Source organism: Plectonema radiosum NIES-515 (assembly GCF_025753815.1).
GTDB classification, from domain to species: Bacteria; Cyanobacteriota; Cyanobacteriia; order Cyanobacteriales; family Nostocaceae; genus Hassallia; species Hassallia radiosum_A.
Window position 1 is genome coordinate 1 of record NZ_JAOWRF010000134.1, and the last position, 24,285, is coordinate 24,285.

Genomic DNA, 24,285 nt, shown 5'->3' on the forward strand with positions numbered 1-24,285 from the left:
AACCTTAATAATGGTGAGAAGCTTGTTATGACAAAACAACTACAGTTGAGGAGCCGTGTGAAGGGACAACTTTCACGCACGGTTTTGAAGACCAACGGGGGAGGCAACAAACCCGTTGAGTTTAACCAATCCAAGCAATCATCGACTAAGCAAATATTCAAAAACATTACAGGAGACAACCATGCCAAGACTTGAACCTAAACCCCTCAGCGATCTAGCTGAACATGATGAAATGTTCAAGCAACTTGAGGAATTTTTCGGATTTCTCCCCAACGACTATCTCACAATGGGGCATAAGCCTGCTGTGATGAAAGCGGTAGTTGAATTAACCACCGCAGTGTTGCTGACAGAGGGGAAAACCCCTATGGAACTCAGATTACTAGTTATGTATAAGGCATCTCGTGCGGCTGGTTGCATGTACTGTACTGCCCATTGTGCAGGGTTATCCTTAAAGTATGGGTTGCCGATGGAGAAGATTCAAAACATCCATGATTACAATACTCATCCCAGTTTCTCCGATGCCGAACGCGCTGCGCTCAACGTTGCGTCTAAAGCTAACAAACTTCCCAATGCAGTATCAGACGAAGATTTTGAAGAACTGCGTAAACACTACGGAGATGAAGCGATCGCTGAGATTGTCAGCCTTATTGCCATGATGTCTTTTTACAACAAGTGGAATGATACGATCGCTACGAATATAGAAAAACCACCTTTTGACATGGCTTCTAGTTCCTTATCTTGGTGGAGTGCTGGCAAACATTCAGTCAGCTAACAACCTTGAATGCCCTAATCGAGTATTAGACATCTCCAAAAATCAGCCGGAAAACAGAAGTGAAACCGTGGTTGATTCTCAGTCCCTGGAGATGTCTATTTGAGTTGTTTGTGAAAATTATCCGCGATCGCAAAAAATACTTTTTCCATTTTTATTCCCAAACTGCATAAGTTGATAGTGCTTACTCCTATTCTAAATACAGAAGCAAAGTTCATTCATACTTAACTTCTGTTGGTGCAAATCAAAGCACTTTTTCTGCAAACAAAGTAGCACAGTCAACGAAGAAAGAAATTTCACAACGAGGATAATTATGCTAACTGAGAAAAAAGTTCGCCATTTTCTTGAAAATACACTCGATGGAGAATCAACATCGCTCAAGCTTATAAGGGAGAAAATAGAAGCACTTGGCTTAGAACATGAAGAAGTTTTTCCTTCACAAATTGCCTTTTTCAAAACCTTATGTCTGGGAGCCGGTGTTCAAGAAATTCTCGAATTAGGAACATTCCTTGGTTACAGTACAGCTGGATTTGCTGAATATTTAAAAGATACAGGCTCTAATGGACATATCATCACCGTTGAACTAGATGAAAAGCGGGCAATAGAGGCAACTCGGTCATTAGAAGCAATCGGTTTGGATAAATATGTAACTTTCCTCGTGGGAGATGCAAGTACAGTCTGCCAAGAATTATCAACCAAGAAGAAGAAGTTTGATCTAGTATTTTTAGATGTCTTTGAGGAGTGTTATCCAGGCTTATACCATCTTTGTGTTGAGTTATTAAAGCCTCAAGGATTACTGATTATAGATAATGTTCTCATGCCGACTGTAGATGGTTGGGTTTCCGGTCGAAATGTCATAGAGCCTAATGATGACAAGCTTTTGAAATCTTTACGAGAACTTATCGATCTAGCTGCATCTGACCCAAAAGTAAGTAGCTCAATTTTGCCTCTAGGAAGTGGACTTCTTATTTGTTCCAAACTTATGAAATAGAAAGTCTATCTGCTATAACTTAGATAAAAACTTTTTCACCTCCCTGTCAAATTTTTTATCTCCAATCTTTACTGGAACAGTAAACATGCTTACTCAAATTAAAGCTTTTGAGATTTCCGATCCAGTTCGTAAGGACTATAAAAGCCCATTCAAGCGTTGGGATGAAATCAGTTGGATTCGCAGTAAAACCGTCAGAAAAGATCTAATTTTCGGACTACCATTTTCTCCAGAGTTAGTTCCGCTTGTTTCCCATGACAAAATAGCAGAAGATCCTAACCGCTTCCTAAGGGTACTTGCTTATCGGCTACTGACTCATCTCCAGTTCACCACCCTCCTAGAACTAAATTATGTCAATCCTGTGTGCAGTACATTAGCTCAAGGAATAGCACCTATTTCTTTGAATACTGCCCAGAGACATGATGCTTTACGTATTTACTGCGATGAAGGTGGTCATGCACTTTTCGTCGAAATGTTGTCAAGCAAAGTAGTAGAAACTTTCCACCTGGATCATACTGTAGTTGGGCGTCCACAATTTGATCGTATTTTAGATCAGCTACTTCTGGAAAATCAAAATCGCATCTCACTCAACCTGATTAAGCTCTTTTTTGTCACTATTTCAGAGACTCTAGTAACGAAAGTTCTCCAGGCTGTTCCAAATGATCCCCAAGTAGCATCAGTTGTGCGGGATGTGATTGGCGATCATGCAGCAGATGAAGCCTTGCATAGTGTCTATTTTCGTGACTTGTTCCCTTTGCTCTGGAATCATCTTTCACCTTATGAACAAGAGGAAATAGGGCAATTACTACCAAAATTAGTCTGGGCTTTTTTGGGTCCATGCCGTGAGTCGGAGTACAACATCCTCAGACATTTAGGATTTAAAAGAGAAGAAGCGCAAGGAATTCTAGAAGAAGTCTATATATCGAAAGAAGTAGCCGAGAGAGTCAAACAGGCAGCACAACCAACCTTGAAAATGTTTGAATCATCTGGGGTCTTTTCGATATATTCGACCCGACAAGCATTTGCTGACTACCAATTAATGTAGTTTTGTCTATATACCAGCAATTAATCAGTGTGAGTCAAAAAGAAAGCCAGGGATGCTGAAGGTATAAGACATTACAGTTGGGGTACAAGCCCCAACAGATTGAAGACCACCAAATCATTTGTGTTGGGGCAGCCTAAGAAGAGAAGCGTCTTTGAAGGAGAAGATTTGGTGGCAATACTGCTCGGTTAAGGATAATTGTAGGTTGGGTGGAGGCTTTGCGGAACCCAACAAAACCTTATGAACGTTGGGTTTCGTTCCTCAACCCAACCTACGATTTTTCGCGTTTGTAAGCTTAACCGAGCAGTATTGGATTTGGTGGGGGGTGGATCTACCCGATTTGGGCAAAGCAGGACAGAGAACAGAGTCATTAGACCTCTTGCAAAAGTCCTTCTTTTTATCCTCTTCTTTGCGTCTTTGCTACGAGTGCGTGAGATAAAAATTTATTTATGCAAGAGGTCTATTAAAGAAAGCATAAAAAATCACCTCTTCCTTCTGCCCTCTGCCAAAGTCGCCCGAAAGGCTAGTAAATTTACTTAGGTGACAGATATGAAACGTGCCACAGTCATTAGGCACTTAGGGTTTGAGGATCTCGGAAACTTGACCGAGATTCTGAAGCAAAAAAAATATGCGGTTAGCTACGTAGAAGCTGGACAAGATTGCCTAGCTGCAATTGATCCTCTGGCTCCAGATTTAATCGTCATTCTTGGGGGGCTAATTAGTGCTTACGATGAGCAAAATTATCCTTTTATCATTGATGAGATGAGTTTATTAGAGCGACGTCTGGCAGCGGATTTACCTACATTAGGAATATGCTTAGGAGCTCAACTGATGGCTCGTTCCCTTGGAGCCAAGGTATACCCTGGTGATGAAAAGGAGATTGGATGGTCAAAATTAGAACTCAATCCCATCGGTATGCATTCCAGTCTAGCTCACCTAGCAGCAGAGCAGACATCTGTTTTGCAGTGGCATGGAGATACCTTTGATTTGCCTGCTGGTTCCATCCTACTAGCCTCCACTACTAAGTACCAAAACCAGGCATTTTCTTGGGGTAAACGTGGATTAGCCTTGCAGTTTCACCCGGAGGTAACTGCTTCTGGGGTAGAGCGTTGGTTTATCAGTCATGCTTGCGAAATAGATCAAATTCCTGATGTTATGGTCACTAAGTTGCGCCAGGATACAAAAGATTATGCTGCTAGGCTAGAGATTCAATCTGCGAAGTTCTGGCAAGCATGGTTGGCATCCTTGTAGCCCGACATGACCCAGAAGCAAAATTTCTCTGAACTCGACATCTCTATATTGGTATAATAATACTGTTTTTATCGGGTATGGGAAGGGCATCATTGACTGTGTACTTGATGCCATTGCTCGGTTGACGTAGGTCTTTTCTAATCGCAATAGCTGTATGCAAACAGCCCAACAGGCGATGCACTACTTTACACTCTTAATCCAAACATCACCCTGACCCGGATTTGGCTTTTATCAGTGTCAAGTTATTTCTACAACCTGTCAAATTTTGAAACAAAGGAATACAAACTCATGGCAAACTTTCACGTCAGGTCAAATATCAAGGCAATGATGAAAATTTTGCTCTTTATAATGAGCGCAGCGGCAGCATGTCTGCTTGCTTTTGCTGTTATCCCATCTGCTTATGCTCGATACTCCTACCCCTCTCAAGGCTTTGTTTATGTGCAAACCAATGGAGTAGATGGAAATGAAATCGTCGTTTATCGGCGAGGGAACGATGGAAAGCTGAGTTATCAGAGCCAAGTTTCGACTGGTGGTCGAGGCCCTGGTGGTGCTATAGACCCTTTACAATCGCAGTCATCTATCGTCTTAAGTGATGACGATCGCTTCTTGTTTAGCGTCAACGCGGCTAGTGGAACTATTACCTCATTTGCGACATCACGCTCTGGGCTTGTACTTGTTGATCAGGAGCCTTCGGGAGGTGCATTTCCAAATAGTATCGCTGTTCATAACGATCTCCTTTACGTGCTCAATGCTTCGGGCAACAGGAACATTACTGGCTTCCGCATTCTTCCACGTGGACGTCTTCAAAAGATTGATGGCTCCACACGCGGGGTAAACAGCGATCAGTTCGATGTTGGAGCATCGACGATTGCGTTCAGCCCCGACGGACAAAATATAGTCGTTTCAGAACGTCTTGCGAACCAATTCAACGTATACAAAGTTAAGCCGGATGGCTTAACAGACGACCCCGTTGTCAGTCCTTCTGTGGGACAGACCCCATTCGGTATTTACTTTACACCACAAGGCACCCTCGTTGTATCTGAGGCGTTTCAAGCAAATCAAGGAGCTGTTTCATCCTATTCCATCAATTCGGATGGCTTACTGAATCCCATCAGTCGCTCCGTGCCGGCTCAAGGATTAAATACTTGCTGGGTTGTGACTACAGAAGATGGTCGCATAGCCATCTCTTCAAATCCGAACAGTGACTCACTCACGAGCTTCCTAGTTTCTCCATCCGGTGAATTGAGCTATCTGAGTACAATATCCATTGGGTCAGCAATAGTTCCCCTGGATATAGCGATTACGCGTAACTCTCGCTATCTCTATACCCTGAACTCACTTCCAGGTTCGGTAAGTGCTTTTCGGGTGGAGGATAATGGAGAGCTAAAATTGATTGATACAATTTCTAAGGGACTCAAGGGGAATAGTGGACTGGAAGGCATTTCTGCAATGTGATTGTTGGTTTGCATTCGTCACAGGTTAAGGCAATAGACATCTCCAGAGTCATACGTAGAGACGAAACCCTTGATTAGACGTTAAATTTAACGTCTCTACATTCTTTTTCGGAGATGTCTATTATTATTCCTGCCTCTGTGCAAAAAGAGCTTCACACCCTTGCAGACAATCCCGATAAGTTTTTAACCAGACACGATATTACTGCTTCTTCCAAAGTTCGGTAAATCTTTTGTATACATCTGGAGATATCTGACTTTGTAAGTAATTGAGGGCTTTATCTTGATGGGTTTTGGCTACATAAGAATTGCACACATCCGTCAGCTTGACTATCGCAGGATTCACATCATTAGTTTGTCGCCACTGGTTGGTAAACTCAATTAAAATGTCTGAGCTTAACTGAGCTTGTAAATAATTTAGTGCCTCAATATAGTTAGGCTTTTTCGGATTCTGTTTGAATTGGATGCACACATCTATCAGCCTGATGTTATTCGCTGGTAAACTTGGTTGACTTAGAAGTGTACGTGCTTCCTTGTCAGCAATACCATTCACCGTCAAACCCTGTTTTTGCTCAAATCTCTTCACCGCTTCATAAGTGTTTGGTCCATAAAACGGCTTATCTGAAGGTATCTGAGCATCTGTGGCGAAACCTTGGCGCTTCAAGTTATTCTGAAGCTGGACGATTGTATCATACAACACCTTCTTTGTTTGATCGCCAGCAAAGCCATCTGCTTTGAGGGAGTAATCTTGCTGAAACTTTTTGACTGCGGTGACGGTGTGTTCATCCGTCAAAGGGTTATTATTCGTCTTCCAGGGAGGATTGCTACCAGGATTACTATCAGGAGCTAGGTATCCAAACCCAATTAAGATATTACGGATGGCTTCGTTAGTATAGACAGGTGCCATGCTTTTTGGTTCCTTGATTACTAAATTACTGATGCTGAGAGCTGGGAAAACTGTTTTAAATTTTACACCTTCGTACCCTTTGGCGATCGCATTGATTCAAATTTAGATACCTAGATAAAGCTTGATATCACTTTTATTTATGTGGCGATCGCACTGGCAAAAATTGTTGTAAATCCTCTGAGCAAAAAAATATTCCCAGGATTTACAACAATTATTTTAACCTAAGAGATTCTCACAACTAATGCATAGGATTGTGGATGAAGAATTCGGTTAGCACGTACCACAATTTCCACCTTTGTTGGAGCTACATTAGTCCAAACAATTTGTTCAACATTATTTCGTCGGTCGAAATCTGTTGAGGATGCCGGCATATTTCCGTGTCGCTCTTCACCATTGGCACGCACAATTAAATCTAAGTCATTTTGAAGAGCTTCACCGGGGAAATCAGTCCACACCAATGTCACCTTCAAAACAGAATTTGACTTACTGATTTCTACTTCAGTTTTTTCCTCTTCTCCCGTCTCAAGTTTTGTGCTTTCGTCCTTAAAAGTAACCTGCTCATTATCGTTTCTCGGTCCTACCGTTGCGGCTAAATCAACTCGACCAAATCCTTCTGAGAGGTTGGGAATTTCTCCCGCTTCCGAGGGAACATATTGACCGGCGATGTCTTTAGCTCCATTGATTAACATTGCCTTAACTAGAGCCGCACTTGGTTGGTGATTCTGTTTCACAAAATACTCTCTCACCACAGCAGCGCAACCTGCAACTAGCGGTGTAGCCATGCTAGTACCAGCTAGAAAAGCATAAAGGGGATCTGTGGATTTGCCAAAGAATGAATCAATTTTTGCGTCTCGCGAAAGAGTAGAGAGAATCGCAGTTCCGGGAGCAACAACATCTGGCTTGATTCGCTCGTTTTGAGTTGGTCCTCGACTGCTAAAAGCTGCCATCCCATCGGGGTTATTAGACCAGCCATCTGAGGCGATCGGCTCGGCGCTATAGCGACCCAAAACCTTATATGGTTGTGATTGGTCTGGTCTGTTATTCTCAGAGGCTCCAACTGTAATACAGTTCTTTGCTGTTCCGGGTGCGCCGATACTTTTATTATCAATCACTCCGTTGCGATCTACATCAGAGCCGTCGTTACCCGCAGCAAAGCAGATAACCATGTCTCGATGTTCCCAAACAAATTGGTCTACTTCTTGAGAATCTATCGTATATTGTCCGCGTGTTGCCGCTCCCCAGGAGTTTGTATGAACGCGAGCTGCATCATTCTCGTAAGGTTGTTTGAATAAGTTGTTCAAATCCTGCGGAAGTCCTCCCAAACCTCCTCTGGAATCGAGAACCGATTGAAGTATCAGCTTGGCTTTAGGAGCTGTTCCCTGAATCGCACCCCCCATTGTGTCAGATTTGCCATCGCCCAAAACTGAGCCAGCTACGTGCGTACCGTGTCCTTGAGGGTCATTAGCGGTTGACCGTCCCAAGGGGTAAAGCTTAACTACTCTGCCTGTGAAGGCTGGATGAACGTCTGTGGTTGAACCTTTGTCAAAGCCTGTGTCGGCGATCGCGACAACTTGACCTTCTCCTTGCAAATTGACTGTGCTGTGTGTCTGGTCTGCTTTCAGCACTCCCAAAGCTACATTATTGAAAAGCTGCCGTGGCACGTTTTCTTCAATGTGTCGCACCTCGTCTATTTTTGCCAAGTCTTCAAGATATTGAGGTTGAACTGAGAGTTTTATTGAGTTGCGACTAAATTCTAGCTCGCTAGGGTTTAATCTGGCAGCCGTAGCGATGCGATCGCGCAACTTATCATCGATGGAAACGTTATTATGAAACACCACTGTCACTTCTTTCGGCTGCCCCAACAGTGATATGTCAGCAGCTTTTATCGCTAACAGATTCGCTGTATCATTTTTGCCTCCTATCACCAATTGAGGGGCGATTTTGAAGCCTTCTAAATAAACATTTGCCCACTCAACAAAAGGCAAATCCCGAATTGCATCCAAATTAGAAGGATTGTAACGACAAATGTAAGTATTTTCTGGTACAAATTCCAGAATTTCTGCACCATTACTCGATAGCTGACTTTTCTGCTCGCGGTTCAATGGTTGAGTCGATTGGATGAGAATATAATTTGATTCGGAACTGTCAGGACTAATCAGATTAGCAGAGATGATTGCATTTCTCTGAGCTTCTGGATCGATTGATATACCGTTGATGGTTATCTTTGCCATAGTTTTCTTTGTTTCTTCATTTGGGATAGTTTATCCAAGCATTCTTATCTCTGCTGGTATTCTGAGAATTAAATACTTGTTCAAGCCTCTCGATTCCTGAAAGAGATTTGTCGAAATATGGGAAATTCAACGTAAAACACTCTCCTTCGTACTGAGCGGTTCACCGCTCAATTATTCAGTTTAAGGGCTGAAGCCCTTACTACGTTAGAACACGTTTATTTATGCCCATCAACTTAAAAGTTGATTATCGAGAAGACAGATAATCTTGTAAATCTTTTGTACGTTGTTTTGTCAGTCTCTCCAAACAGCCGTTACGAAAGATTTCATAACCTGTCCCACCACGGGAGTTATATACTTCAAAATTGCAGTTGTTATCGCGAAACTTAATCCATGACTGTTGTCCAGAAATTAGTAATTGCTTTGGCTCACTGCTTAAGCCCGAAACGACTTGCTGATAAACTTGATTGAGTTTTTTATCTGCTGCTTGGTAAGATTGTTGAGAACAAAATTTAACTTCTGGTGTCGCTGTTGCCTTGGAGCAATTAATTGTTCGTGTTTGAGCAATGCTGGACGGAGAAATTACTAAAATTGATAACGGTGCGATCGCTACCAAGACAAATCGGCTAATTCGTTTATACATAGATAATATTGCTAAATCAAAACTCGCTTTTTCGCAAATTATGCTTAATTTACCGGGATCGTGATTTTTAATATAGTATAAAACCTGACATATTTCTGGCAATTTTCCCAAAATCTTCAGATTTGCAGTCAACTAAGATACAAAGGAAAACTCTGTTTTGACATTCCAGCGTTTGCCGTCGTGAAGCAGTAAGGTTAAGCGATCGCACTTGAACTCAAAATGTAACTGTCGTTTCACAAATTCTCTCCAAGCGATTTCAAAGTTTTGCTTTGTTAAATCCCGAAACGCTACCGTCATGTGGGGAGTGAATGAGTGATGGGATTTGTCAATAATTCCCAACTTCTCCATATCAGCGATGAAATCAGCTTGCAAATCCATCAACTCTGGACTTTTAACAACATCAATATAAATGACACGCTTGGCAAATGCCGCAAAGTTATGAAGTGTGACGGGTATTGACTCTCGTTCACGAGCAAATTTATTCAGAGAATCCTCTAACAATGGTACATTGCTATCTGCCCATTCAAAAGGCGGTTGTAAGGTAACATGCGGTGGAGATTTTTGTGCCGCACTACTAGCATAGCGATCGGCGAAGTACTGTTTAATTTCGTTGGCGCAGTCTTGAATGGGCTGGGGTGGTAACAAAGCAACAAAAAAACGACTCATCTGACATCTTGCATCATTCTCAATTAGCACTATAAACCGCCAGGAAATAAATTTCCTGGCTCATAGCACTCATTCAGTTAAAACTGACTGAATGTCTTACTCAGTCGTCTAAAGACGAGTGAGCGCTATTAGCCTTAGAATTCATTCTAAGGCGGTTGTTGCAACTGGTGCAAGATATGAGTCATCAGATTTGAGATTATAGTTTACAGCCGCTAACGAATGATACTATCTGCGGGCTGAGGATTTGAGATGATGAAAGTACTGCAACATATTACAAACGAAAATTCCAGAGGAAGCAAGCAAATGCCTTGGTTTGTCAAGATTGAAGAAGGCAAAGTCGATAAAAACATCTTTGACCAATACGTACCCGCTCACAAAGCTTATGTTCAAGATTTGATCGCTAAAGGACACAAAGCGCGATCGGGCTACTGGGGGAAGATGGGAGGGGGTATGTTGCTGTTTGAAGCTGCTTCAATGGATGAGGCAAAAGCAATTGTCGCTCTCGACCCCTTGGTGCAAAACGGTTGCGTCAATTACCAGCTCTACGAATGGCGAATTGTAGTCGAATAACACACATCTACTAATTTTTGTGTTATGATTGTTTGTGACCTGGACCTATGCGACTGCAACGCCCAAATCTTGTCAGAACCGGAAGGTAGCAGCAATACGGGATGCTTGTAGTAGGCGTAGTCTCCGGGTCGCCCAATTTTTAGGAGCGCGGCTCTGCAATGCCTGGTTTTGGAGATATTGTTCAAAAAGCTTTTTACCTCGGTGTCGGGTTAGCTTCTTACGCGGGTGAGAAAGCAGGGGGAAAATTAGCCGAATTGCGATCGCAAGTCCAAAAACTGGCAGATGAAATGGTTGCAAAAGGCGAAATGAATACAGAAGAAGCCCGCCGTTTCGTCGAAGACATGATGAAGCAAGCTCAACAGCAACCACCATCTGATGCTACCGCTCCAGAAAAACCCGCCTCGGAACCACGCCGCATCGAGATTCTAGAAGACGATGATCCTACCGTAAAAGAAGCATCAACTGACAATGTTGATGGCTTGCGCGATCAAGTGCTAGAACTGCAAGAAGAGTTAAAACGACTGCAACGCGATAAGTAGTTATCCAGAAACGTTGCAAACCATAAATTAATATGTATTTATCAGGGTGTATTATAGTGCTGATAGCGATTTAGCACGAAGCGTCCTGTAAAAAGCTAGTAAGGACGTCAATTTTATGGAAAACTGGCAAAAAGATATCGCGGAAATCATCGAAACAGTTGCAGATGAAGTAGATCGTTTCTTCTTGGGGATGGGTGAAATGGTTGATGCCTTTTTCGATCTAACCGAAGAAATGACCGACCAATTACAAAATACCATTGGTGTTGAGATTGAGCAGTATTTACAAGATTTGGCTGAACCAATTTTAGAAGTATATTGGGAACTGGAAGAAGTTGTTGGCGATGTAGATCCAGCTTTTCCTTATTCAGTTGAAGCCTCACCACAACAAAATCCTGCCTGTATTGGTTGTCGTAACTACCACGGTCAAGTTTATGGTGGTAACTTGCTAGTTTGTGCGATGCATCCCGAAGGATATGAAGATGAGACTTGCCCAGACTGGGAACAGCAAGATTTAGAATTTAGAGATGAGGATTTTTGAATCACGACCCGACGATTAAAATGACGGCTATAAAAATTATTTTATGACTAACTCCTTACCAGAAACTGCATCTGAGTCAAGCCAAGAAATGAAGTATGGTGAACGTGAGATTGCGTCAGGAGAATTAATTACATTTCCTAATCCGCGTGTGGGCAGGAGATACAATATTAATATTTCTTTACCGGAATTTACTTGTAAATGTCCATTTTCTGGTTATCCTGATTTTGCGACGATTTATATTAGCTATGTGCCTGATGAGCGAGTGGTGGAATTAAAGGCGCTGAAGCTGTACATTAACAGTTACCGCGATCGCTATATTTCCCACGAAGAATCTGCAAATCAAATTTTGGATGATTTTGTTGCCGCTTGTGACCCGTTAGAAGTGACAGTCAAAGCAGATTTTACACCACGCGGTAATGTGCATACCGTCGTTGAAGTGCATCATCAAAAGTCGCTCCTCTAAACGCACCTTATCGTGATAATGACGTTATGGTTCTACTAGCCACACCCCAGCATCAAACCCCTGTAGTGACTTGGGAAAAACTCCCAGACGACTTTATTCTCCCCGACGATCCAGTGGAAAATATTCAACAGCCTTCCTTAGCAGCAGCGCTGACTGATGCTTTAGGTGCCGCAAATCGCATTCAACCGGAGATGCTTGTGGTATCGAATTTTGGCATCGTCGCTAATATTAATAAAAAAACAGTCGTCAAAGCACCAGATTGGTTATATGTACCGCATGTATCACCCGTTGGTGCAGAGGTAATTCGTCGCAGCTACACACCGAATATTGAAGGTGAAGCTGTGAGTGTGGTGATGGAGTTTCTTTCAGACACCGATAACGGAGAATACTCGATTCGTCCCACCTTTCCTTACGGGAAACTATACTTTTATGAACGAATATTGCAAATTCCGACTTATGTGATTTTTAATCCTTATGAAGTCACTCTAGAAGTGCTTCGTCTAGAAAATAGTCAATATATTTTGCAGGAACCATCATCAGGACGCTTTTGGATTCCTGAGTTGAAATTGTTTTTGGGAATTTGGCAGGGAACTCGCTTAGGCTTAAATATTTCTTGGCTGCGATGGTGGGATGAAGCGGGTAATTTGCTGTTGTGGAGTTCCGAACAAGCTTTATTGGAACGTCAACGTGCAGAAGGAGAACGTCAACGTGCAGATAATGCGATCGCTCAATTTGAAGCTGAACGTCAGCGCAAAGAATTCCTCGCGGCAAAGTTGCGTTCTTTAGGTATAGATCCAGATGCAGAGTAGGCTGAACGATACTCCAACGGAGTCACTTCGTGAACGCAACATCGACCCATTTTAGCTAATCTTTTCTGTCAGAATGCGAGGTTTTTCACTTTGACTTGGTGAACTTAATTGATCTAAAAGACCCAAAACCTCTTGTTCAAAAGCGACTTGAGCGCGATTAGTTTTACCACCCACATATAAGCGATCGCCTTTTTGCAAAGCCCAAATTTGTGAATGGGAAAAGTAACTCATCACCACACCCAGCATTAGCAAAGCGAACCCAGTATAAACAATCGGAATACCTGGATCTGCTTTAATTTGCAAACCAGTGCTACCAATGACATCAAGAACTTTTAACGTCACCCCATTAACTTCCGTTGACGCGCCGGCACGCACAGTACTAACTAGCTTACCAGTTGAATCGTAAATTAATAACGTTTTTTGCAAGTCTTTTGCTATCAGCGAGACACCTGCACTTAAATCGGGTTTTGTAGGAATCCAAGTTCCCCAAAGGCGCCCTTTATTCTTAGTATTAAGTTGCGTCATTGGTAACTCAAAAATCGGACTTTTGTTAATTGTGACGCGCACAGCAGCGATACCCCAATCAGTTTGGTACAAAGTTATGCCACGATAACGCAGAGGTTGATTAACAAAAATCGTCTTGCGGTCAATTTCCTTTTCCTCACTATCTAAAACAGACAAATCTGAGTAAAATTGGTTAATTCCGCCCGAAGGGGTGTAATCAATCCAAAAACGATTGACTTTTACAGACCAATCTTTGGAAATTGACGCGGCTAAAGGTCCCGCATCTATAATATTTTGCACCTGAAAAGTATCGCCACTAGCAACCATTTCTTGTGCCATAAAACCAGTCATTGTGCCCCATATTGCACCCAAAAGAATAGTCACCATGCCAATATGAACTATTATCGGCCCAATGCGTCCGACTATGCCTTTGCGGGCGTAAAGAATATGATCTTTTTCTGGCTCGGAAAAAATCTTGTAGCGGCGTTGCTGTAGAAGTGGAGTGAGGGAAGATAGGGAAACCGTATCTAATTCAGCACTCAAAGTGAGTTTTTCAAATTGTCGCGGTTCGTCGTAAAATTTCCAACGACGGGCAGCTTTTAAAGCTGGTAGCTGACGGGTAAAAGTGCAAGCGGTTAAGCTTGTACCAAATAAAATAAGTAATGAGAGAAACCACCAAGTACGATATACGTGGTCTAAACCGACTACCTGAATTACTTTCCAAGTTAGGAAACCGAATAAAGCCGGGTGTTCGGGGTAGTTTGCCTGGTAAAATCCATGAGATTGACCTTGTTCGATGACTGTGCCGGTGATGCTGAAGAGTGCGATCGCTAGGAACATCACAATTGCCAATCGTAAATCTGTCAGCACTCTTAAAAATTCTTGCCGGAAAAACCGCCCAAATGCTGACCACCAACTTGATTCTTTTACAGTTGTATTGTCTAAAGTCATTGATTAAAAGTTTCCCAAGGGAATCCGCGACATTAAAGAAAAGACACCAAATCCTACCAACAGCGTTCCACTAACTGGATTAATCCAACCAGACCAGCGACGCACTTCTAGCAACTTCTTAATTGAAGCAGTAAAAGTACCCGCCAAAATCAAGGGTGCTACATAACCTGCTGTATATGCAAGTAGCAAAACCGCGCCTAAAACTAAGTCTTGCGTACTGGCTACCCAACCCAGTAAGCTTCCTAAAACAGGTGTACTGCAAGGAGAAGCAACGACACCGAAAGTCATTCCAATTAAATAAGAACGCAATCCTTGGGGCAATTCTTGAGAAATCCACTCCATACCACCAAAAGATGGGAATTGCAGAGGTAATGCTTCAAGTAGGTTCAGTCCCATGAGAATTGCAATAATACTAACTATAATTGGTAAACCAATTCCCACTTGACCGTAGACTTTTCCTAACAAAGCTGCTATAATTCCTAGTCCAGCAAGTGTGGTTGCTAATCCGAGAGAAAACCAGGTAGATTGGGCAGCTGCTTGCAGACGGCTTTTTGCTTCATAACCGCCAATATAGCCGATAGTTATAGGCAGCATGGAAAGCATACAAGGTGTCAGGCTAGTCAGCAAGCCAGCAAGAAAAATTACACCGACGCTGAGAAAACTTAGGTGCGTTAATTGGTTAGAAACCAGGGTGTTAGCGAATTGTTCTAATTCGTAAAGTCGGGTTTGTAGGTTTTCAAGCATGGGGTAGATAGAGGGAAGAATGCTTACTCTGCTTGAATTCTAACGTAATTTATCCCATTTCAAACAGTGCGGTAGCAACCGAACTCAAGCTAATATTTCATCAATAATTACACTAAAGCCTGAAAGAACTTGGCTACTAACAGTTTCTCCAAGAGTTAATAATAAATGTTTTTCCAAAGTGATAATAATAATCCATAAGCTTTCCGGATAGATAAGCCAAACTTCTTGACAACCTGATTCTAAATATTCTTTTGCCTTTGCAAATAATTCTTCAGCGCTATCATCAGGAGAGGCTATTTCGGCAATTAAGGGAAAGCTTTGGGGTAAAGAAGTTGCATTAGCATATTGCGTCAAGAGTTCCGGAGTCAAATAAGAAACATCAGGACGACGACCTTGTTTATTAGTTCGACAAAGCGCTTCGGTGTAGACTTCTCCACCTTGACCGCTGGAGAGCATATGATTTCCCCACGAACGTGCTAATCTAGCTTGAATTAGACTGTGCCGTAATGTCATACCTGTTTTCTCAATAAGTTGACCATCAACCCACTCGATATTTTCTAAAGGATGGTTGAGAAAATCTTCTAAAGAAAAAACTTGAGGTTGTGGTGATGTCGTTTCTTTAATTCGTTCAACAGAAGTTAGCATTGCTGTTTTCTGACTTCAGATATTATTAATTATCAATTTTTTTCATCAGCGCTTATAGCGATTCCCACATTCATTAGGTACATAAATCAAGAAAGAATTAACCGCTTCGGAAGATAGATAAACGCCGATGGACGCAGATAAATTTGTACCTCAGCAGACTAGGAAACGCTATATTACGATTTAAACTTTTGTTTTCTGAAATAGCCGACGCTTGCGCCGATTTTCAGATATTTCTCCTCGTAGTGGTACAACTTCAGCTTCATTACTTTCGCGTGCTACCCTAATTAATAATCCAGTTGCTAATAAACTAGCAATCATGGAATTGCCACCATAACTAAACATGGGCAGAGGTAAACCGGTTGTAGGCAACGCACCAGTGGTAACACCAATATGCAGAAATGATTGTCCTACCATCAAAATTGTCACACCGATCGCGACTAATCGATGTACTGGATTTGTCGCTTTCAGGGCAATGATTAATCCCAGCGTGGCGAATATACCTAAAATTATTAGCAAAGTTATACCGCCAGCAAAGCCGAATTCTTCTGAGAATACCGCAAAAATAAAATCGGTGTCCTGAATTGGTAAATAAAACAGCTTTTGCTGTGAAAGTCCAAATCCCGTACCCCAAGTTCCTCCAGAACCCACTGCCAGCAAGCTTTGCACCAGTTGGTAGCCATCGCCAGTTGCATCTGCCCAAGGATTGAGAAAGGACATCACCCGCTTGCGCTGATACTCTTTGATGCTAATACTAAGTACTGCTAAAAGTATCCCACCAAAAGCTGTTCCGCCCAAATATTTATAAGGTAAGCCAGCTGCTAAAGCAATTAGCCAAATTGTCATACCGCAAAGTGCGGTTGTACTTAAGTTAGGCTGGGCTAAAATTCCGAGAATTATCAAACCAAAAACACCCAGCCAGGTAAAGCGAACTTGCCAAGTTATTCGTTCCCACTGACCAAAAAGCCGCGCACTTTGCAGCACTAAAAAGGGTTTAATTAATTCAGAGGGTTGAATGGGAATTGGACCTAAAGCCAGCCAGCGAGATGCGTCAAAAGCTTTTCTTCCTAATCCTGGTATCAGGGTGACGAAAATTAATCCCAAAAACAAAAAGACAAACCAATGGGATACTCCTAATATCTTCCGCAAAGGTAAATTAACAATGATGTTTAATATTATTAATGCCACGAACACCCACAGCAATTGACGCTTAAAGTAGTACAATCCATCATGATGACGAGCGTCAGCTACAGGATAGGATGCTGAGAACAGCATTATCAAGCCAACAAACAGCCAAATCAATGTTAACCAGCGCAACAACCGTGCCTCTAAAGCCCAGGTGGAGACAGAATTATCAAAAATTGGTATCAGACGACGTAAATTCACGTTTGGTACAGGTAAAAAGTTAGGAGTTAGAAGGAGTCCGTTGCTTGCGTAGGGGGGTTCCCCCCCCGTTGATCAACCTGGGGTTTAGGAATTAGGAGTGAGAAATATAACTGCTTGCACGGCATCGTTGATCTAAGATGGCACAGATGGCTTTTTTTGAGGTTCTATTTGGTCTAGAAGAATTTTAACGGTGTTTGACGCACTCTGAATATTTTGCACCCAGTAACATTTGCGAGATATTTCGTCAGTGGCGATCGCACGATGGCAAATGCCATGAAAAACTGACTGGTTATAAACATATATTTAGCGTTTAGCGTCAGAATAATCCAGTATTGTTATAACTTGTTTCATCTAGGCTGAAAATTTCTATGACCATAAATGAAAGTGATGCAAAACAGACTCCTGCATCAAAGTCCAAAATATGGCGTATTTTGCCGGAAAATCTGACATTAGTCGCGATCGCCTTATGTCTTGCTTTCTTAATTCGGACTTTTATTGCCGAACCGCGCTACATTCCCTCTGATTCTATGTTGCCAACTTTATTTACAGGCGATCGCTTGGTGGTAGAAAAAGTCTCCTATAAATTCCACCCACCCAAAACTGGGGATATCATCGTATTTCAGCCACCCACAGAACTGCAACATCGCGGATATCTCAAAGACCAAGCTTTTATCAAGCGCGTCATCGGTAAACCCGGTGAAGTAATTAGCGTAGCCAAAGGTAAAGTCTATCTCAACGGGCAACCCCTGGAAGAAGACTACATCGCTGAACCCCCAAATCAGCCATTTCCACCCGTGACAGTCCCCAAAGATGAATTTTTCGTCATGGGAGACAACCGTAACGATAGCAACGATTCTCGTTACTGGGGGTTTTTACCAAGAAAAAACATCATTGGTCGAGCAACTTTCCGGTTTTGGCCCTTTGACCGCATTGGATTGATTTAACTTCTGTGCGTGAAGTGCCTACCCTTGGATAGAAAACTGTGATTACAGGCATTGACAGCATGGAAATTCTCAACCAAGCGTTTGAGGCAGCACGCACATTTAAGCCGATGAGTCAAGAGCAAACCGCAGCTTTGCTTGCAAAAACGGTGACCGTTGCTGCCAAAGGTGAGTACGAATTATTCAAGATTAGCGATCGCTTTGATAGTACAGCGAAGAATCCTCAGTGGTTAGGCTAATTACAAGTTTCGTGTTCCGAACTCGGCAGGGATGGTTATTATATACCCGTAGTAAGCGATTTATCGCTTATCTTGAGCACGAAGAGTGCTCACTACGGGTTTCAAGTTACGTTTTTGGTGACTTTAAAACCTGAGATAATACATAAATTGCGCGATCGCCTCACCAGATAAATTCAACCTTTGCTGAAAATCTATTAAGTTGCGATAATGTCCTGCTGATAAACGATTCTCTACTATTGCCTCAGCCAAAGACGCATTTATCAAAGGAATTTTTCCGAGATTTTCAACCGTTGCCGTATTAATATTAATTGGCGTCGGATTTCCTAAAGCTTCGTCGTCATAATAACTAAAATTCAGAATCAGCTTCAGTGGTTCTAGTCGCGGGGCTGGTATGCTTAAAGCAGCGGCAATATCTTCAATACAGTAAAATTTCACACCAATACGCGAAAGTTCTACAAGCGATCGCGCTTGATGAATCGATAAACCTGGTAAACGCAACCAATCATCTACAGTTGCTTGATTAGCATCAATCTGGATGCCCAATTGGGATGCGATCGCAATCTCTTCCCCAGATTGTAGTCGATAATAGGGGTCGTTCAGCAGCCGGTAACGGAGTTTTTGCAACCTGGGATTCAAAGGTAGCCAATTGTTCATCATTTTTGCACTTTTCAAGTAATCTAATCTAACAATTGGCGGCGTTTTTGCTCAAATTCGTACTCAGAAATTAACCCATCTTGCCTCAGAGTATCCAAGGAGCGTAAAGCTTCAGCCATAACTGCTATCTGATTGCTAGCTGGTTGTAAATTTTTTACCGCTGACTTACCTAAATTAAAATTACGATCAAATGCTTCTTCATCTTGCGCTAAATACCAAACTCCCTCAATTGCGCTAGCTACCTTAGGAATGGGTGTCCACGAAAGCAACACATATAACAAACCCCATAAAGGTTGTCCCAAATAAAATTTATGTAATCCCGAAATTGTCAGCGTGCCAGAAAAAGCTAAAATGGCAGCTATACTTCGGCTTTTTCGCTTAATCAACATATTCCCAATTAATTTATCACTACCATAGTTTTGACACAAAAGAGCGATCGCTCTTTTGATAAATTTAGCATTGCTGCACCAAAAAGAGCGATCGTCGGCGATCGCATTGGCAAAGCCATCGTTGTTTTTGGTGTTACAATGTGAAAACATATTTAGTTACACCAACATCAGCATTCAAATACGTTGCTTATTTTAGACTTGACTCGCTTCAAAGTCGCGTAGTTAAATAATTTGGAGAAATGTCTGCACAATAAGTGAAATTTTTTGAGCAAGCGATCGCTCTCACAGCCAAAGCTAAATCTCGATCATTTTATAAATTTTTTTCTCAAAAAACCCACTGCCAGCTTAAGTTGTTTGACCGCAAGAAAAATTTATCAAGTCAAGTGTTGAAATTTCGGTAAAAAACCGTACTCAAACCGAAGCTTCTTCTCTAGATTACTTCCCTAGACTAAAATTAGACTATGAAGACAAAAGTATATGCCAATGAAGTGTTGTAACTCAGTTGAAGATAGGAAAAATGGGATTCTTTGACTCTGATATAGTTCAGCAAGAAGCGAAGCAGCTGTTTGAAGATTATCAAGCGTTGATCAAAGTTGGCAACAATTACGGCAAATTTGATCGTGAGGGTAAAAAGCTGTTTATTGAACAAATGGAAGCGATGATGGATCGATATCGCGTCTTTATGAAGCGCTTCGAGCTATCAGAAGATTTTATGGCGCAAATGACTGTGGAGCAAATTAAAACACAGTTAGGTCAGTTTGGCGTCACCCCGCAACAAATGTTTGACCAAATGAACCTAACTTTACAACGGATGAAAACCGATTTAGGAAAGCAGGCTTAGAGAAGTTGATTGGTGGGCACGCTCGCATTGGGCACGCTCGCATTGGGCACGCTCGCATTGGGGAGGTAGTGCCTTGGATGAAAACCGATTTAGGAAAGCAGGCTTAGAGAAGTTGATTGGTGGGCATTGGGCACGCTCGCATTGGGCATTGGGGAGGCAGTGCCTTGGACGGGTTTCCCGGCACTCCCGCACCTGCCGTCATTGGGGAAGTGAAATTATAAGCATTATGCTGAAAACCCTGCGGCTTCAGCCCAGGGATGAAAGCTAATCGCAGGATTTATCCTGCCTTGGGAGTGTTTTGATAAATTCGCGCAAAACTTCAGCAGCAGAAATCTGTTTTGACTGAGCATAAAAATCCAACTGTTTCCATTCGTCCTCACTAAGTCTCAGCTGATAAACTTTTGGTCTTTTTCTAGTTGACATGGTAGTTAAATTGCACTACCATTTAATATAACAGGCGGGGTAATCAACCTGTTAAAAAACCCTAGTCCCTAAGCGGTAACGCTGTACCTTGACAACTGAATCATGGGTTCTACTTTGTTGTTCTAGTCGCTTAACTTAATTGTTGAGCAGCCTGAAAGTAGGTAAAAGATTCACAGGAACTAGACGACTAGCAATTAACTCAAACAAATTTTGACTTCGGTCAACTACCCCAGGGCATGGGGAAAGTTAACGCTTCAGGAGAGAACCACCTCTACTTAAAGTACCGCAAGGGGCTTTAAGCAAGTGGACTCGTTGAATGAAGAATCTCCTCGGCTTCAGCCAGGAGAGTGTCAATCTCTTTTTCCCTTTCCCCCTCTTAAAATTCACACTATCCACCACCCACTAGTTTTCATTGTCATTCGATTTGGGGCGAGGAAATTGCGATGGAGACTTGAAGTTCTCTGCGGGAATATTCTTCAGCGCTTTGAGCATAAAATCGCGCCAAATCGGTGCTACCATCACACCACCTGTGGCACCGCTTGCTAATTGTCTATTGTCGTCTCTACCCACCCAAACAGCAGTCGTTAACTGTGGCACAGTACCGACAAACCAAATATCCTTTTCTGAGGAAGTTGTTCCCGTCTTCCCAGCAGCCGGACGACCGATCGCCGCATGTTTCCCGGTACCGTTTTCAATCACCGATTGCATCACATTAATAATTGCCGCTGATGCCCAAGGATCGAGCACTTGTTGAGGTTTCGGCGTGTTATCTAGCAATACATTACCACTACTATCACTCACGCGGGCAATTATGGTTGTTGGCGATTGCCAGCCATAATTGGCAAAGGTTGCGTAGGCACTTGCCATTTCCAGAGGTGTGACACCGATCGCACCTAGAGGCAAAGAACTCACGGGTTCCATTGGACTCATAATTCCTAAAGTGCGGCAAGTTTCGATCACTTTATTCATCCCTACAGCCTTACCAACCTTGATTACCGGGATGTTGCGAGACTGCGATATGGCAGTGCGAATCGACATGGCACCCGAAAAGCCACCATCATAGTTTCTTGGATAGTACCAACCATTACCGTCTCGGTAGCTGACAGGAGCGTCTACTATCGTCGAGTCTGGTCCAAACTTACCGCTAGCAAAACCAGCATAATAAACAAACGGCTTAAAAGAAGACCCAGGCTGACGTTGAGCTTGAGTTGCCCGGTTAAATTCACTGGTTTTCGCATCCACACCCCCCACCAATGCTTTCACAAAATGGGTACGGGGGTCAATTGCCACCAATGCCATTTGATTCTTATATAAACCTTGTCCCAAAAGTCTCTCATGCCACTTACTGACAGTTTGCTCTGCCATGCGTTGAAAGTCAGCATCAACCGTCGTTTGTACCCGCATCCCACCTTTAATTAAGGCGTCACGTCCAAACTTCTTCGCCAACTCTTGCGACACCGCATTGGTAACATAAGGTAAAGCACTACCCTGAAACGACCTGATTTTACCAAGTTTAATTTCTTGCTTCAGCGCTTCCTCGTAATCATCTGGGGTGATCCAGTTCAATTCCCGCATCCGTCCCAGCACTTCTTTTTGTTTTTGCTTTGCCTTAGCCATGCTGACAAAGGGGCTGAATTCTTCTGGTGCTTGAATCAAACCCGCCATCATCGCCGATTCACCGATAGTTAAACTTTCGGCGGACTTGTTGAAGTAACTGCGAGCTGCGGTTTGCACGCCATAATTGTTATGACCCCAATATACTTGATTGAGGTACATTTCTAAAATTTGGTCTTTGGTGAGAATTTGCTCTAGACGAATCGCCAGAACTGCCTCGGCAATCTTACGAGTAAAAGCACGCTTGCGAGACAAAAATAAATTTTTCACCAATTGCATGGTGATGGTGGAACCACCTTCTTTGACTCCACCAGCCGTCCAGTTTGTCACCACGGCACGTCCAACCCCACTGGGGTTAATTCCATGATGGTCGTAGAAGTGACCATCTTCGCTGGCTAATACCGCCCGTTTTAAATTTGGTGAAATTCTGTCTAACGATACGACTTCTCGGTTGGCTTCTCCGTGAACACTGGCTAAAAGTCTACCTTTAACGTCATAAATGTAAGTAGTTTCTGATGGAAAAAAGTTACGTAATTGTCTCACGTCAGGCAAGTTCCGGAAACTAACGGCTAAACCCACTAGTCCTCCCGCGACAATCGAACTTGTTAACATAGTCAGGGATAAAAGAGTGCCGCCAGTTACCTGACCTACTCCTTTGAAAAAGTCAAAACCTGATGATGCCTGACCTTGGGGTTGTTTTTCTTCAAAAGTCCTAGACGACACGGCGATTTCACTTCCTCACTTGTAAATATAACTGTAATTTATTCGGCGAAGCAAGGCGGTTATTTTTTTGCAATTATAGTAGTTTGGCAGATCACTTAGATGACAAATTGCCAGTGAAAATAACTAACTCAACTTCTAGCAATGCAAAGCATAACTAATATTCAGTCTTCTAGTATGGCGCAAAATTTTTCTTGGCTACATCGTGGTTTAACGGAAATTTTCCCACAACCGAGTAATGCTGACAGTGAAAGTGAAAGTTTAGAAAAGCTCTTGGTAATCACACAGCGACCTTTAAGAGTAAAATTCGGAATTGATCCTACAGGAGCAGAAATTCACCTAGGTCACAGCATACCAGTGCGGAAACTGCGAAATTTTCAAGATGCCGGTCACACAGCAGTGCTGATTATTGGCGATTTTACAGCTCGTATTGGCGATCCGACTGGTAAATCTGAGGTAAGACGCCAACTGACAGAGGTAGATGTAGCGCAAAACGCCCAAACTTATCTTGACCAAGTGCGTCCGATTTTAGATTTTGACACACCAGGTAGACTAGAGGTACGTTATAACTCCGAATGGCTCTCTAAGCTTGACTTAGGGAAAATTTTGGAGTTACTTGCCACGATGACGGTGGGGCAGATGCTAGCAAAAGAAGGCTTTGCTGAACGTTATAAGAAAGAGAATCCAATTTTCCTTCATGAGTTCCTCTATCCATTGATGCAAGGTTATGATTCTGTGGCAGTGGAAGCTGATGTAGAATTAGGCGGTACTGACCAGAAATTTAACTTGGCTGTTGGGCGAGATTTACAACGTCATTTTGGGCAAAGACCTCAATATTGTGTACTGTTGCCTATTTTAAATGGTCTTGACGGTGTACAAAAAATGTCTAAATCTTTGGGTAATTATGTGGGTTTGTCAGAACATCCATCACAGATGTATCAGAAGCTGCAACAGGTTCCCGATCATTTGCTGGAAGATTATTTTCAACTGCTGACGGATTTACATGCCGATAAATTACCAGAAAAGCCACGCGATCGCCAACAACTTCTCGCTTGGGATATTGTTCGACAATATCATGGCGAAACTCTAGCTAATGAAGCAAAAGAAGCTGCAAAAACAGGTGGACAAAGCGGTGCAGTTCCAGAATTTTCGTTATCACAGATGCAATTTCCTGCTAAGTTATTTTCTCTCCTCAATGTTAGCGGTTTATGCAAAAGTGGTGGAGAAGGTAGGCGAAAAATTCAAGAAGGTGGGGTGCGTTTAAATGGCGATCGCATTACCGATATTGATACTACTTTCGATTCCCTGGCTGATTTAGAAGGTAAAGTTTTGCAAGTTGGTAAAAATAAGTTTGTCCGCTTAGTGCCATAAAT

The 24,285-nt window shown here is 42.5% G+C and carries 26 protein-coding genes and 1 other RNA gene; 16 read left to right on the forward strand and 11 right to left on the reverse strand.

The genetic code is table 11. From position 1 onward, the window contains the following. From OGM63_RS08560 to OGM63_RS08585, 6 genes are all read left to right on the forward strand, one after another. On the forward strand, positions 1 to 195 hold a 195-nt coding region (locus OGM63_RS08560; RefSeq protein WP_263745097.1), incomplete at its 5' end, for a hypothetical protein. Further along, positions 182 to 772 (forward strand): carboxymuconolactone decarboxylase family protein, encoded by a 591-nt coding sequence (locus tag OGM63_RS08565; protein ID WP_263745098.1) that lies wholly within the window; start codon positions 182 to 184, stop codon positions 770 to 772. The genes OGM63_RS08560 and OGM63_RS08565, both read left to right, overlap by 14 nt. 310 nt (positions 773 to 1,082) lie before the next feature. Then, entirely contained in the window at positions 1,083 to 1,760 is a 678-nt protein-coding gene (locus OGM63_RS08570) for an O-methyltransferase (protein ID WP_263745099.1), read from the forward strand. A gap of 85 nt (positions 1,761 to 1,845) precedes the next feature. Further along, entirely contained in the window at positions 1,846 to 2,802 is a 957-nt protein-coding gene (locus OGM63_RS08575) for a diiron oxygenase (protein ID WP_263745100.1), read from the forward strand. Positions 2,803 to 3,348: 546 nt separating this feature from the next. After that, positions 3,349 to 4,050 carry a glutamine amidotransferase gene (locus tag OGM63_RS08580; RefSeq protein ID WP_263745101.1) on the forward strand — a complete coding sequence of 234 codons (702 nt, stop codon included), beginning with the start codon at positions 3,349 to 3,351 and terminating at the stop codon, positions 4,048 to 4,050. A gap of 234 nt (positions 4,051 to 4,284) precedes the next feature. Then, positions 4,285 to 5,505: a lactonase family protein gene (locus OGM63_RS08585; protein WP_263745102.1), complete on the forward strand. Its 1,221-nt coding sequence runs from the start codon at positions 4,285 to 4,287 to the stop codon at positions 5,503 to 5,505. A gap of 198 nt (positions 5,506 to 5,703) precedes the next feature. Here the strand turns inward: OGM63_RS08585 and OGM63_RS08590 are convergent, their stop codons facing one another. The 4 genes from OGM63_RS08590 to OGM63_RS08605 all read right to left on the reverse strand — a co-directional run bounded on the left by OGM63_RS08590 (position 5,704) and on the right by OGM63_RS08605 (position 9,945). Next, complete coding sequence (locus tag OGM63_RS08590; protein WP_263745103.1) at positions 5,704 to 6,408, reverse strand: peptidoglycan-binding domain-containing protein; 705 nt, start codon at positions 6,406 to 6,408, stop codon at positions 5,704 to 5,706. A gap of 221 nt (positions 6,409 to 6,629) precedes the next feature. Continuing rightward, positions 6,630 to 8,639: a S8 family serine peptidase gene (locus OGM63_RS08595; RefSeq protein ID WP_263745104.1), complete on the reverse strand. Its 2,010-nt coding sequence runs from the start codon at positions 8,637 to 8,639 to the stop codon at positions 6,630 to 6,632. A 244-nt stretch (positions 8,640 to 8,883) separates the two neighbouring features. Then, positions 8,884 to 9,279, reverse strand: coding sequence for a lysozyme inhibitor LprI family protein (locus tag OGM63_RS08600; protein ID WP_263745105.1), 396 nt, complete (start codon positions 9,277 to 9,279; stop codon positions 8,884 to 8,886). A gap of 132 nt (positions 9,280 to 9,411) precedes the next feature. Further along, entirely contained in the window at positions 9,412 to 9,945 is a 534-nt protein-coding gene (locus OGM63_RS08605) for a 2'-5' RNA ligase family protein (RefSeq protein WP_263745107.1), read from the reverse strand. Between the two features lie 303 nt (positions 9,946 to 10,248). Here OGM63_RS08605 and OGM63_RS08610 point away from each other — a divergent pair, with 303 nt between their 5' ends. The 6 genes from OGM63_RS08610 (at position 10,249) to OGM63_RS08635 (ending at position 12,864) form a co-directional block, all read left to right on the forward strand. Continuing rightward, positions 10,249 to 10,515: a YciI family protein gene (locus OGM63_RS08610; RefSeq protein ID WP_263745139.1), complete on the forward strand. Its 267-nt coding sequence runs from the start codon at positions 10,249 to 10,251 to the stop codon at positions 10,513 to 10,515. A gap of 36 nt (positions 10,516 to 10,551) precedes the next feature. Further along, positions 10,552 to 10,648, forward strand: an RNA gene (ffs, locus tag OGM63_RS08615) — signal recognition particle sRNA small type. A 25-nt stretch (positions 10,649 to 10,673) separates the two neighbouring features. Next, positions 10,674 to 11,054, forward strand: coding sequence for a phasin family protein (locus tag OGM63_RS08620; protein ID WP_263745108.1), 381 nt, complete (start codon positions 10,674 to 10,676; stop codon positions 11,052 to 11,054). Positions 11,055 to 11,169: 115 nt separating this feature from the next. Beyond that, positions 11,170 to 11,592, forward strand: a complete 423-nt coding sequence (locus OGM63_RS08625) for a hypothetical protein (RefSeq protein ID WP_263745109.1) — start codon at positions 11,170 to 11,172, stop codon at positions 11,590 to 11,592. 43 nt (positions 11,593 to 11,635) lie between these two features. Further along, a complete protein-coding gene (gene queF / locus OGM63_RS08630) occupies positions 11,636 to 12,055 on the forward strand; it encodes a preQ(1) synthase (RefSeq protein ID WP_263745110.1) in 420 nt (139 codons plus the stop codon). Positions 12,056 to 12,081: 26 nt separating this feature from the next. Next, complete coding sequence (locus tag OGM63_RS08635) at positions 12,082 to 12,864, forward strand: Uma2 family endonuclease (RefSeq protein ID WP_263745111.1); 783 nt, start codon at positions 12,082 to 12,084, stop codon at positions 12,862 to 12,864. 51 nt (positions 12,865 to 12,915) lie between these two features. On the opposite strand, the gene OGM63_RS08640 is transcribed toward OGM63_RS08635, so the two are convergent. The 4 genes from OGM63_RS08640 to OGM63_RS08655 all read right to left on the reverse strand — a co-directional run bounded on the left by OGM63_RS08640 (position 12,916) and on the right by OGM63_RS08655 (position 17,091). Then, positions 12,916 to 14,319 carry a cytochrome c biogenesis protein gene (locus OGM63_RS08640; RefSeq protein ID WP_263745112.1) on the reverse strand — a complete coding sequence of 468 codons (1,404 nt, stop codon included), beginning with the start codon at positions 14,317 to 14,319 and terminating at the stop codon, positions 12,916 to 12,918. A gap of 3 nt (positions 14,320 to 14,322) precedes the next feature. Beyond that, entirely contained in the window at positions 14,323 to 15,063 is a 741-nt protein-coding gene (locus OGM63_RS08645) for a cytochrome c biogenesis protein CcdA (RefSeq protein WP_263745113.1), read from the reverse strand. Positions 15,064 to 15,147: 84 nt separating this feature from the next. After that, positions 15,148 to 15,708, reverse strand: a complete 561-nt coding sequence (locus tag OGM63_RS08650; protein WP_263745114.1) for a Uma2 family endonuclease — start codon at positions 15,706 to 15,708, stop codon at positions 15,148 to 15,150. 180 nt (positions 15,709 to 15,888) lie between these two features. After that, positions 15,889 to 17,091 (reverse strand): FtsW/RodA/SpoVE family cell cycle protein, encoded by a 1,203-nt coding sequence (locus OGM63_RS08655; RefSeq protein ID WP_263745115.1) that lies wholly within the window; start codon positions 17,089 to 17,091, stop codon positions 15,889 to 15,891. Between the two features lie 368 nt (positions 17,092 to 17,459). Here OGM63_RS08655 and lepB point away from each other — a divergent pair, with 368 nt between their 5' ends. Together lepB and OGM63_RS08665 are read left to right on the forward strand one after the other, a co-directional pair. Continuing rightward, positions 17,460 to 18,035 (forward strand): signal peptidase I, encoded by a 576-nt coding sequence (lepB, locus tag OGM63_RS08660; RefSeq protein ID WP_263745116.1) that lies wholly within the window; start codon positions 17,460 to 17,462, stop codon positions 18,033 to 18,035. A gap of 38 nt (positions 18,036 to 18,073) precedes the next feature. Next, entirely contained in the window at positions 18,074 to 18,271 is a 198-nt protein-coding gene (locus OGM63_RS08665) for a hypothetical protein (protein WP_263745117.1), read from the forward strand. A 123-nt stretch (positions 18,272 to 18,394) separates the two neighbouring features. Here the strand turns inward: OGM63_RS08665 and OGM63_RS08670 are convergent, their stop codons facing one another. Then, positions 18,395 to 18,928, reverse strand: a complete 534-nt coding sequence (locus tag OGM63_RS08670; RefSeq protein ID WP_263745118.1) for a ComEA family DNA-binding protein — start codon at positions 18,926 to 18,928, stop codon at positions 18,395 to 18,397. 20 nt (positions 18,929 to 18,948) lie between these two features. Further along, a complete protein-coding gene (locus tag OGM63_RS08675) occupies positions 18,949 to 19,464 on the reverse strand; it encodes an NINE protein (RefSeq protein ID WP_318528428.1) in 516 nt (171 codons plus the stop codon). A gap of 367 nt (positions 19,465 to 19,831) precedes the next feature. On the opposite strand from OGM63_RS08675, the gene OGM63_RS08680 reads away from it, so the two are divergent. Further along, positions 19,832 to 20,155, forward strand: a complete 324-nt coding sequence (locus OGM63_RS08680) for a DUF1825 family protein (protein ID WP_263745119.1) — start codon at positions 19,832 to 19,834, stop codon at positions 20,153 to 20,155. An 825-nt stretch (positions 20,156 to 20,980) separates the two neighbouring features. On the opposite strand, the gene OGM63_RS08685 is transcribed toward OGM63_RS08680, so the two are convergent. After that, the gene (locus tag OGM63_RS08685; RefSeq protein ID WP_263745120.1) at positions 20,981 to 22,915 is read right to left on the reverse strand and encodes a transglycosylase domain-containing protein; all 1,935 of its coding nucleotides are present in this window, start codon (positions 22,913 to 22,915) and stop codon (positions 20,981 to 20,983) included. A 141-nt stretch (positions 22,916 to 23,056) separates the two neighbouring features. Here OGM63_RS08685 and tyrS point away from each other — a divergent pair, with 141 nt between their 5' ends. Beyond that, positions 23,057 to 24,283: a tyrosine--tRNA ligase gene (gene tyrS, locus OGM63_RS08690; protein ID WP_263745121.1), complete on the forward strand. Its 1,227-nt coding sequence runs from the start codon at positions 23,057 to 23,059 to the stop codon at positions 24,281 to 24,283. The last annotated feature ends 2 nt before the right edge of the window (positions 24,284 to 24,285 follow it).